The 10430-nt window shown below is 61.8% G+C and carries 10 protein-coding genes; 3 read left to right on the plus strand and 7 right to left on the minus strand.

Annotated elements, in window-relative coordinates:
* Positions 1-79: 79 nt before the first annotated feature.
* On the minus strand, positions 80-634 hold the full coding sequence (locus HX868_RS29415) for a UPF0149 family protein (RefSeq protein ID WP_177005278.1): 555 nt from the start codon (positions 632-634) through the stop codon (positions 80-82).
* Positions 635-709: 75 nt separating this feature from the next.
* Positions 710-1966 (minus strand): chloride channel protein, encoded by a 1257-nt coding sequence (locus HX868_RS29420; protein ID WP_177005279.1) that lies wholly within the window; start codon positions 1964-1966, stop codon positions 710-712.
* A 191-nt stretch (positions 1967-2157) separates the two neighbouring features.
* Here HX868_RS29420 and HX868_RS29425 point away from each other — a divergent pair, with 191 nt between their 5' ends.
* Together HX868_RS29425 and nudC are read left to right on the plus strand one after the other, a co-directional pair.
* Complete coding sequence (locus tag HX868_RS29425) at positions 2158-2970, plus strand: crotonase/enoyl-CoA hydratase family protein (RefSeq protein ID WP_177005280.1); 813 nt, start codon at positions 2158-2160, stop codon at positions 2968-2970.
* Positions 2971-2975: 5 nt separating this feature from the next.
* On the plus strand, positions 2976-3809 hold the full coding sequence (gene nudC, locus HX868_RS29430; protein WP_177005281.1) for an NAD(+) diphosphatase: 834 nt from the start codon (positions 2976-2978) through the stop codon (positions 3807-3809).
* Here the strand turns inward: nudC and HX868_RS29435 are convergent.
* The 3 genes from HX868_RS29435 to HX868_RS29445 form a co-directional block, all read right to left on the minus strand.
* On the minus strand, positions 3777-4556 hold the full coding sequence (locus HX868_RS29435) for a TSUP family transporter (RefSeq protein ID WP_177005282.1): 780 nt from the start codon (positions 4554-4556) through the stop codon (positions 3777-3779). The two genes, nudC and HX868_RS29435, sit on opposite strands and share 33 nt — an antisense overlap.
* A gap of 184 nt (positions 4557-4740) precedes the next feature.
* Positions 4741-5460: a phosphatidylcholine synthase gene (gene pcsA, locus HX868_RS29440; RefSeq protein WP_095015988.1), complete on the minus strand. Its 720-nt coding sequence runs from the start codon at positions 5458-5460 to the stop codon at positions 4741-4743.
* A gap of 149 nt (positions 5461-5609) precedes the next feature.
* Positions 5610-6524, minus strand: coding sequence for a class I SAM-dependent methyltransferase (locus HX868_RS29445; protein WP_177005283.1), 915 nt, complete (start codon positions 6522-6524; stop codon positions 5610-5612).
* A gap of 191 nt (positions 6525-6715) precedes the next feature.
* Here HX868_RS29445 and mdeB point away from each other — a divergent pair, with 191 nt between their 5' ends.
* Positions 6716-9382, plus strand: a complete 2667-nt coding sequence (gene mdeB, locus HX868_RS29450; RefSeq protein ID WP_177005284.1) for an alpha-ketoglutarate dehydrogenase — start codon at positions 6716-6718, stop codon at positions 9380-9382.
* A gap of 1 nt (position 9383) precedes the next feature.
* Here the strand turns inward: mdeB and HX868_RS29455 are convergent, their stop codons facing one another.
* The gene (locus HX868_RS29455; protein ID WP_028615973.1) at positions 9384-9872 is read right to left on the minus strand and encodes a DUF1289 domain-containing protein; all 489 of its coding nucleotides are present in this window, start codon (positions 9870-9872) and stop codon (positions 9384-9386) included.
* 100 nt (positions 9873-9972) lie between these two features.
* Positions 9973-10430, minus strand: a 458-nt coding sequence (locus HX868_RS29460; RefSeq protein WP_177004854.1) for a ribonucleotide-diphosphate reductase subunit beta, incomplete at its 5' end; no start/stop codon positions are given.

The raw sequence follows: 10430 nt of genomic DNA on the forward strand, positions 1-10430 counted from the left end.
TTCGCATCGTGGATACGCTTTTTGTTTTCTGTAGGAGCCGGCTTGCCGGCGATGCAGGCGCCTCGGTCCCAGCAGGCTGTTATCGCTTCGCCAACCAGTAATCATGCAGCTCCCGCGCAGCCGGTTCGATTTCGCTGACGCGTTGCTGGTGTGCCTGCACATCCAGGTCGGCCGGGAGTTCGAAGTTGTCTTGTTCGGCGCACCAGGAGATTTTTTCCAGCAGTGCAGCCTGTTCTGCCGGCAGTTCCGGCCAGTTGCCGATGGCGCCGCCGCGGATGTAGCCAAAGCACCATTCTTCAGCGAGGGTCACGGGGTGGCCTTGGTGTTCGGTTTCGTCGAAGCGGGCGTTGAAGCCGGCGACGTCGGTCGCCAGTTGTCCGGCCAGGGTGTTGAGGTGGCGCACGCACAGTTCGAGGAAGCGTTGCGCTTCGTCCATGTTGTCCCATTCCGGGTTTTGGCCGCCCCAGATCGCGGGGAACCACTCAGCCACGTCCACCTGGACCGGGCTGGACACCAGTGCGGTGAAGTAGCCGTCGAGTTCGGCCAGGTTCAGCACCGAGTGGTCGTCGCCGTACTTGAGCAGGGTATTTTCGATGAATTCGAATTCGGCAGGAGTGAGGGGTTGGGCGTGCATGGGCATATCCTTCAAACGTCTAGCGCCGCGAATGGGGGCGGCTTAAAGCGCAAAGGATGGCGTGTGTGCAGGGTTTTATCCAGCGTTTTCCCAGCGGCTGCAGAGCTTGCTGATGCACACCGAGCCCGCCACCGCGAGGATGATCGGCACCAGGAAGTCATGGTCGATGCGGGTGAATTCCGCCACCAGCACAATCGCGGTCAGCGGCATGCTCATGCTGGCGGCCAGGAAGGCGGCGGCGCCGATGATTGCAAATGCGCCCAGGGGCACGCCCGGCCACAGCAGGCTCCAGGCGCCGCCGAGAAGGATGGCGAGTAAGGCGCCGTTGGCCAGGCCGGGGGTGAGCAAGCCGCCTTCGGCTCCGGCGCGCAGGCTGCTGGTGGTGATCAGCACCTTGACCAGCAGCAATAAAGCCGCCAGCCCAATCGTCAGTTCATTGTCGAAACCCAATTGTGCCGGGCCTTTGCCATTGCCGAGTATTTGCGGCAATACCATCGCCAGGCCGCCGATGAGGGCGAAGTTGATTAACGACAGCACGGGCAAGCGCCAGCCTCTGGCGGCATTCGCCCGCGCCTTGCCGGTGAGCCGGGAGAATCCGTAGGCCGCCACGCCAAATACCGGCCCGCACACCACCGCCCAAGCAATCAACGCCGGGCTCAGTACAAAGTGCGGGACCACATATTGCGATTCCGCACCCAGCCCGATCCACGCCACCGAGGCCGCAATTGCTGACGTCGCCAATGCAATCACCGCCGCCGGCCAACTGAATGCGCCCACCAGCACTTCCAGCACAAACACAGCGCCACCCAACGGCACGTTGTACACCGCCGCCAGGCCCGCACCGGCACCGCAGGCGACGATCAGGCGATGCATCTGCGGGTTGAGTCGCGCGCGCTGGGATAACCAGGTGGCGACCAACGCGCCGACTTCCCGTGGCGCCACTTCACGCCCCAGGGGCGAACCCAGGGCCACGGTGATGATCTGCAGCACGGCGTGGGCGAGGGTGGTCTTGGGCGGCATGATTGGCATCTTTTCCGACACCGCTTGTTTGATGCTCACCAGCGGCCGGCCATAGCGATAAATCACCCACCAGCCCACTCCCGCGACCAGGCCGCACACAACCAGCACCAGCAAGCGCCGCTCGGGCGCCGCCGCCGTCACGCCCAGCAGGAAGGTTTCATGGCTGATCAGGCTGTCCAGGCTATAACCGTAGGCCAGGTGCTGAATGCCATGCAGCAGTAACGCCAAGAGCATCCCGCCCAACCCGGCGCCGATGCCGGTCAGCACGACCACCAGGGCAAGGATCAACGATGAGCGAAACGTGGTCGGCATAGGCGGCTCCAGGCAATGGCCCTGATTGTATAGCCGATAAATCGGCGGCCTTGGGTGAAATGTATCGGCGCTGCTTGAAGCGCGCGCCTACAACATTGCATTACCTTTGCCCGTCCCGTTTTTGGCCGATGTGCCGTCACGTTCCCTTGTTATAGTTCGGGCCTATCACTCGCCAGTCAGGGATCACTGCCATGTCCGAATACCAAGCTTTCGTCGTCGAACTCACCGGCAACGTTGCCCATGTGCAGATCAACCGCCCGGAAAAGATCAACGCGATGAACGCGGCGTTCTGGACCGAAATCATCGACATTTTCCAGTGGGTCGAAGATACCGACGCCGTGCGCGCCGTGGTGCTCAGCGGTGCCGGGAAGCATTTCTCCTCCGGTATCGACCTGATGATGCTGGCCTCGGTGGCCAATGAATTCGGCAAGGATGTGGGCCGCAACGCACGCTTGCTGCGCCGCAAGATCCTGGAGTTGCAAGCCTCGTTCAATGCCGTCGACAACTGCCGCAAGCCGGTGCTGGCGGCGGTTCAGGGTTACTGCATCGGCGGCGCCATCGACCTGATCAGCGCCTGCGACATGCGTTACGCCGCCGAAGGTGCGCAATTCTCCATCAAGGAAATCGACATCGGCATGGCCGCCGACGTCGGCACTTTGCAACGCCTGCCGCGCATCATCGGCGATGGCATGCTGCGGGAGCTGGCTTACACCGGCCGTCAGTTTGGCGCCGAAGAGGCGCGCAGCATCGGCCTGGTCAATCGCGTCTATCCCGATCAGGACAGCCTGCTGGCCGGGGTGATGGAGATTGCCCATGAAATCGCCGCCAAGTCGCCGATCGCGGTCACCGGCACCAAGGCCATGATCAGCTATATGCGTGACCATACAGTCAATGACGGCCTGGAATACGTTGCCACCTGGAACTCGGCTATGTTGCAATCCAACGACCTGCGCGTGGCCATCGCGGCCCACATGAGTAAGCAGAAACCCGAATTCGTGGATTGACTGACATGACCCCAGGCTGGATTACCACTACGCTGCTGGACAACGACACCCCCGGCGGCTGGGCCGTTGCCTGCAGCCGCGACGGCTTTTTGCATGACACCAATGGCCCGCTGTTTCCCAGGGAATGGCTCAAGCGCCAGGACCTGTCGGTATTTGCCGAGCATGGCATCGGCCACCTTGATGGCGAGCCGGTGTACCTGCTGGAACTCAATGCTTCTGCGCAAGTGCCGGGTTGCAGTTGGCAGGGGCTGCGCGGCTTCATGCTGCAAGGCGATCACACCCTTTACAAGGTGTTGGGCTACGCGGCACAGATCGGCACCTGGGCGCGCGAACACCGGTTTTGTGGGAGTTGCGGCCAACCGATGGTCCAGGTTCCGCGCGAGCGGGCGATGTTCTGCCAGGCGTGCGACCTGCGCAGCTACCCGCGTATCTCGCCGAGCATGATCGTGCTGGTGACCCGCGGCGACGAGATCCTGCTGGCGCGTTCGCCACGTTTTGTCACGGGGGTGTACAGCACGTTGGCGGGGTTTGCCGAGCCGGGCGAGTCGGCCGAAGACTGCCTGATCCGCGAAGTGCGCGAGGAAGTGCAGGTGGAGGTCAAGAACATCCAGTACATGGGCAGCCAGTGCTGGCCGTTCCCGCATTCGATGATGCTGGGCTTTCATGCCGAGTACGCCGGGGGCGATATCGTGCCCCAGGCTGATGAGATCGAGGACGCGCAGTGGTTCAATATCCACGACTTGCCGCCGTTGCCGGCGTCACGTTCGATTGCGCGTTACCTGATCGACCTGTATCTGGCCCGTCGACTAGGCCACGCTGAACCAGTGCTGCCAGGCTAGGCGCACGGTCAGCCCAAGGACCACGGTGATGAACACCGGGCGAATGAATTTGGCGCCGCCGCTGATCGCGCTGCGTGCGCCAAAGAATGCGCCACACATCACCGACACGCCCATGGCTAGGCCGACGATCCAGTCCACCGAACCATTGATGATGAACACCGTCAGCGCCCCCGCGTTGCTGACGAAGTTCATGCTGCGCGCCACGCCGCTGGCTTTCACCAGGTCGATGGGGTGCAACAGCATTGTGCTCACGGTCCAGAACGCTCCCGTACCAGGGCCGGCCACACCATCGTAGAAGCCCAGGCTGAAGCCTTGGGTGGATTGCCATTTCTTCTTGATCGGTGCATCGGCGTCCACTGGCGCCTTGGGCGTGCCGCCGAACAGCAGGTACACGCCGCAGGCGAACACGATCACCGGCAGCATTTTGTTCAGGGTTTCAGCGGGCAGGTAGTGGGCGACCACGGCGCCGGTCAGCGCACCGATCAGCGTGCCGACAATGGCATGCACCCACTGGCGCGGATGGAACAACTTGCGCCGGTAGAAGGTAAAGCTGGCAGTGGCCGAGCCGAAGGTAGAACTGAGCTTGTTGGTGCCCAGTACCAGGTGCGGCGGCATGCCGGCGGTGAGCAGCGCAGGGGTGGTGAGCAAGCCTCCGCCGCCGGCGATGGCGTCGATGAAACCGGCGATAAAGGCGACAACGGCCAGGATGGCGAGGGTGGTGAGGTCTACGCTGAGTTCGAAGGGCATGGGCTGGGCTTTTCTGGCAGGGTGCGCAGCGAAGGGGCTGGGCGAAAGGCCGCTATCTTACCTGCCGGCCGACTGTAGGAGCGAGCTTGCTCGCGAAAAACCTTAACGACTACGTGGGTAGTCTGGCTCGCCGCGGTGGCCTTGCGTTCTTCGCGAGCAAGCTCGCTCCTACAGTCAGTTGTGATCAACCATGGCGCTTGTCGAGCCACTCCAACGCCGTCCGCCAGATACAAATCCCGAGGAAATACGCCGACATCAGCGACCACAAGCCAAACGTCCACGGGTTGGTGTTCGGGTAATCCATCACCATCAGGAAGCTACACAGCAACCAGATCGTGGTTACTGCGATGTTGATCGGCATGAACCGCTTCACCCGGAACGGGTGCAGGAATTTCATCGGCGTCACGGTCAGCAGGGCCAGGCCGATCACCGTCAGCAAGGTCACCCAGGCTTCCGGCTGGATGATATAGACGCACAAGGCCACCACATTCCACGCGGCGGGGAAGCCGACGAAGTAGTTGTCCTTGCTCTTCATATTGACGTTGCAGAAGCAGAACAGCGACGACACCAGGATCACTGACACCGTGAACAGGTGGGTAAAGTCCGGCAGGTCGATATAGCGATAGATAAACAGTGCGGGGATAAACACATAGGTGAGGTAATCGATCACCAGATCCAGCACCGATCCGTCGAAGCTCGGCAGTACCGTGCTCACATTCACCCGTCGCGCCAGTGAGCCATCAACCCCGTCCACCACCAGCGCCAGGCCCAGCCACAGCAGGCAGGCCTTGGGTGAGTTTTCCAGCAGCGCCAGGGTGGCCAGGAAGGCCAATACCACACCGGTGGCGGTAAAGCCGTGGGCGCCCCAGGCTTTGAGTCTGGCTACATGCAGGGTCGATATCACGGGCGGTTCTCCAAAAGGTGAAACGGGGCAGCCGACGACGTGACGCCGTCGAGTCTGGCCGGGGAATGCAGGTATCGACCGGGAAGGGGGTAAGAAGGTTCACCACCCCGGTGTATCACTTAGCGTAGCAAGCGTAAGACGTTTCGGCATCAGGCTTGGCGGAACACCAATGCCTTTAAGCCACTGCGCACGTCAATATCAGGAAATTCCGGCGGGTTTTGCAGCCGCTCGACAAAACGCAGGCCCGGTGCTTCGCGGGTGACGCCGTCGATCAGGAAGTCTTCGCCGAAGGCCGGGTCGTTCATGCACGCCAGTACCGTGCCCTGTGGCGTGAGCAGATCCGGCAGGCGGCGCAGTACGCGCTGGTAGTCCTTGGTCAACAGGAAGCTGCCTTTCTGGAACGACGGCGGATCGATGATCACTAAGTCGTAGGGTCCGTTGTTTGTAACCTTGGCCCAGGACTTGAACAGGTCGTGGCCCAGGAAGCTGACGTTGCTCAGGTCATGACCATTCAGGCGATGGTTGTCGCGACCCCGGCTCAGGGCGCCACGGGCCATGTCCAGGTTTACCACGTGGTCGGCGCCGCCTTCGATGGCGGCCACGGAAAACCCGCAGGTATAGGCAAACAGGTTGAGCACGCGCTGGCCCTTGGCCTGCTCACGCACCCAGTTACGGCCGTAGCGCATGTCGAGGAACAGCCCGCTATTCTGTTTTTTACCCAGGTCGATCAGGTAGCGCAGGCCGCCTTCAGTGATGGTCAATTCGTCGACTGGGTTGCCCGACAGCCATTCGGTGGTGCTTTGCGGCAGGTAACGGTGTTGCAGCGCTATGGTGTAGATGCCGAACTCGGTTTGCAGCAGGTGCTTCAAGGCTTCCAGCTGCGCAGCGTCCGGTTCCTTGAACAACGCCACCAGCAGCACGCCTTGCAACCAGTCCACCGTCAGTTGCTCCAGGCCCGGCCAGCAACGGCCACGGCCGTGGAACAGGCGGCGGGTTTCAACCGGTGGCGTCGCCAGAGCGGCGAGCAGGTGGGTGTGCAGGGTGGCGAGTGCGTCTGGGGTCATCGTTAAACGTCGGTCGTTGAGCGGGCGGCATTTTAAACACAATTGCGGGCTATCGTCCTGCTTGAGCATAACGTGCTGGTAAAAAGACGATTGGCAGTGATTCATGCTCAAAATTCCACCGATAGCGCCTGATAACAGGCAAAAAATCCTCCAGCACCGACATAAACTGGAAAAAAAGCCCGGAGGTGCCCATGAACGGTTTCACGAATGCGGTGATTGATCAGCAAGAGTTGGATGAGTGGCGCGACGCCCTGTCTTCCCTGGTCAGCCACGCCGGCCCCGCGCGGGCGCGGCAGATCCTCGACCTGCTGGCGCAAGATGCCAGCGCTCCGCACATCGACTGGAAACCGTGCCACGGCACGCCCTACATCAATAGCATCAGCGTGGCGCAGCAACCGGCATTCCCCGGCGACCTGGCTACTGAAGAACGTCTGGCCTCGCTGGTGCGCTGGAACGCCTTGGCCATGGTGGTGCGGGCCAACCAGGCCTACGGCGAGCTGGGTGGTCATATCGCCAGTTACGCCAGTGCGGCGGACTTGTTCGAAGTCGGCTTCAACCACTTTTTTCGCGCCCGTAACGAGGGCTTCGGCGGCGATCTGGTGTTCTATCAGCCGCATTCCGCGCCAGGTATCTATGCACGAGCTTTTCTGGAAGGCCGCTTGAGCGAAAACGACCTGGCCCACTATCGCCAGGAAATAGGTGGGCCCAAGCAGGGCGCACGCGGCCTGTCCAGCTACCCGCACCCGTGGCTGATGCCGGACTTCTGGCAGTTCCCCACCGGTTCCATGGGCATCGGCCCGATCAGTTCGATTTTCCAGGCGCGCTTCATGCGCTACTTGCAGCACCGCAATTTGCAGGACACCACCGACCGCCACGTGTGGGGCGTCTTCGGCGACGGCGAAATGGACGAACCGGAAAGCATGTCGGCCCTGACCCTGGCCGCCCGCGAAGGCCTGGACAACCTGACCTGGGTGGTCAACTGCAACCTGCAACGCCTCGACGGCCCGGTGCGTGGCAACGGGCGCATCATCGATGAACTGGAGGCCTTGTTTGCCGGCGCCGGCTGGAACGTGATCAAGCTGGTATGGGGCTCGGACTGGGATGCGTTGTTGGCCAAGGACGCTGACGGTTCGCTGGTCAACACCTTGTCCAACACGGTTGACGGTCAATTCCAGACCTTCGCCGCCAAGGACGGGGCCTACAACCGCGAGCACTTCTTCGGCCAGAGCGAGTCCCTGGCGCGGCTGGTCGAGGGCATGAGCGATGAGCAGATCGACCGCCTCAAGCGTGGCGGCCACGACATGGTCAAGATCCATGCGGCCTACCACGCCGCGCGCGCAGTCAAAGGCAAACCCACGGTGATCCTGGCCCAGACCAAGAAAGGCTTCGGCATGGGCGAGGCCGGGCAGGGCAAGATGACCACCCACCAGCAGAAGAAATTGGACCGCGATGCGTTGATCGCCTTCCGCAATCGCTTCCAGTTGCCGCTGACCGATGAACAGACCGAATCCCTGAGCTTTTTCAAACCGTCCGAGGACAGCCTGGAGTTGCGCTATCTGCACCAGCGTCGCACGGCGTTGGGCGGCTACGTACCCAGTCGCAGCCAGGTCGCCGCCCCGGTCAGCGTGCCGGCCATATTGGGTTATGCCGGCTTCGCCACGGCTGCCGACGGCAAGGAAATGTCCACCACCATGGCCTTCGTGCGCATGCTGACCAACCTGCTCAAGGACAAGGCCCTCGGCCCGCGCATCGTGCCGATCGTGGCGGATGAAGCGCGCACGTTTGGCATGGCCAACCTGTTCAAGCAGATTGGCATCTATTCCAGTGTCGGCCAGCGTTACGAGCCGGAAGACATCGGCTCGATCCTCAGCTACCGCGAAGCCACCGACGGGCAGATCCTGGAGGAGGGCATCAGCGAAGCCAGCGCCATCAGTTCCTGGGTCGCGGCGGCCACCAGTTATTCGGTGCATGGCCTGCGCATGTTGCCGTTCTACATCTATTACTCGATGTTCGGCTTCCAGCGCGTTGGTGACCTGATCTGGGCTGCCGCCGACCAACGTGCCCGTGGCTTCCTGCTTGGCGCCACCGCCGGACGCACCACCCTGGGTGGCGAAGGCTTGCAGCACCAGGATGGCAGCAGCCACCTCAGCGCGGCCACCGTGCCCAACTGCCGTGCCTACGACCCGGCGTTCGCCGGGGAATTCGCGGTGATCCTCGACCACGGCATGCGCCAGATGCTGGAACACGACGTGGACGAGTTCTACTACGTGACCCTGATGAACGAAAACTACCCGCAGCCCAGCCTGCCGGAAGGCGTTGAAGCGGCGATCATCAAGGGCATGTACCGCCTGCAAGGCACCGCCGACGCCAAGGTGCGCCTGCTCGGGTCCGGCACGTTGGTACGCGAGGTGCAAGCGGCGGCACAGTTGCTGGCGGACGATTGGCAGGTGGAGAGCGAAGTGTTCAGCGTCACCAGTTTCAGCGAACTGGCGCGGGATGCGCGGGAGGTTGAACGCTGGAACCGCTTGCATCCGCAGGCCGTTGCGCGGGTCAGCCATGTGAATGCGTGCTTGCCCAACGGCGCGCCGGTGATCGCGGTGTCCGACTATGTGCGGGCCGTGCCGCAGATGATTGGCGCTTACCTGGATTCCAACTACACCGTGTTGGGCACCGACGGCTTTGGGCGCAGTGATACGCGGGCGGCGTTGCGAGATTTCTTTGAGGTGGACCGCCATCACATTGTGCTGGCGGCGCTGACGGCGTTGGTGAAGCAGGGGCATCTGGAGGCGCGGGTGTGCCAGGAGGCGATTGAGCGTTATGACCTGCAGGCCGAACGCGCAGCCTCCTGGAATTGCTGAGTCAGAAACTGGCTATCAGTGGAGGCCCAAAAGCCTCCCTGATAAACCCCGGGGCGATATACCGCTCGTAATGCGCCTCGGACAGCAGGAAAAACTCTCGGTCAATCGCATCCCGCAGATCCGCCAGGCTGCGCTCGCGAAACTCCGGCAGCAACGCCAGCCCATACGCGTCCAGCTTGGAAATCACCCGCGCACCCCGGGCAATCAGCTGATACGCCCAGCAATACGCCGACTGGTGCGGCATGAAGCGGATCTTGCGCGTTTCAAGCTGCTGGCGCAGCAGGTGCGCATCAAACACCTCCAACTTGCTGGCCATGACCTGCACCAGCAATTGCTCCAGGCGCAGCCACACCGCCTGTTTCTCGTCGGCGTTATAGCCGTTCCACTGGATTACTTCGTGGTGATAACGCTTGCAGCCCCGGCAGACCAGATCCCCGTAAACGGTGGAGCACAGGCCGACGCAGGGGGTCTTGATGGTTTGATTGGGCATAAAAACTATTTAACGGGTATCAACACCAAACCTGTAGGAGCCGGCTTGCCGGCGATGGCGCCCGCATGATCGCCATCGCCGGCAAGCCGGCTCCTACACGTTAGTCCCAGCTCAGCGCGCCGCCGGTCTGGTACTCGATCACACGGGTTTCGAAGAAGTTCTTCTCTTTCTTCAAGTCCATGATCTCGCTCATCCACGGAAACGGGTTGGTCGTCCCTGGATACTCTTCCTTCAAGCCAATCTGAGACAGACGACGGTTGGCGATGAACTTGAGGTAATCCTCCATCATCGCCGCATTCATGCCCAACACGCCGCGTGGCATGGTATCGCGAGCGTATTCAATCTCCAGCTGAGTCCCCTGCAGGATCATCTGGGTCGCTTCTTCCTTCATCTCGGCATCCCACAGGTGTGGGTTTTCGATCTTGATCTGGTTGATCACGTCGATACCGAAGTTCAGGTGCATCGACTCGTCACGCAGGATGTACTGGAACTGCTCGGCCACGCCGGTCATTTTGTTGCGACGGCCCATGGACAGGATCTGGGTGAAGCCGCAGTAGA

This window comes from Pseudomonas reactans (assembly GCF_013385825.1).
Classification (GTDB): domain Bacteria; phylum Pseudomonadota; class Gammaproteobacteria; order Pseudomonadales; family Pseudomonadaceae; genus Aquipseudomonas; species Aquipseudomonas reactans.

Excerpts from the sequence above, each read along its gene's own strand:
- HX868_RS29415 (WP_177005278.1), bottom strand. The coding sequence starts at position 634 with ATGCACGCCCAACCCCTCACTCCTGCCGAATTCGAATTCATCGAAAAT.
- HX868_RS29420 (WP_177005279.1), bottom strand. The coding sequence starts at position 1,966 with ATGCCGACCACGTTTCGCTCATCGTTGATCCTTGCCCTGGTGGTCGTG.
- HX868_RS29425 (WP_177005280.1), top strand. The coding sequence starts at position 2,158 with ATGTCCGAATACCAAGCTTTCGTCGTCGAACTCACCGGCAACGTTGCC.
- nudC (WP_177005281.1), top strand. The coding sequence starts at position 2,976 with ATGACCCCAGGCTGGATTACCACTACGCTGCTGGACAACGACACCCCC.
- HX868_RS29435 (WP_177005282.1), bottom strand. The coding sequence starts at position 4,556 with ATGCCCTTCGAACTCAGCGTAGACCTCACCACCCTCGCCATCCTGGCC.
- HX868_RS29445 (WP_177005283.1), bottom strand. The coding sequence starts at position 6,524 with ATGACCCCAGACGCACTCGCCACCCTGCACACCCACCTGCTCGCCGCT.
- mdeB (WP_177005284.1), top strand. The coding sequence starts at position 6,716 with ATGAACGGTTTCACGAATGCGGTGATTGATCAGCAAGAGTTGGATGAG.
- HX868_RS29455 (WP_028615973.1), bottom strand. The coding sequence starts at position 9,872 with ATGCCCAATCAAACCATCAAGACCCCCTGCGTCGGCCTGTGCTCCACC.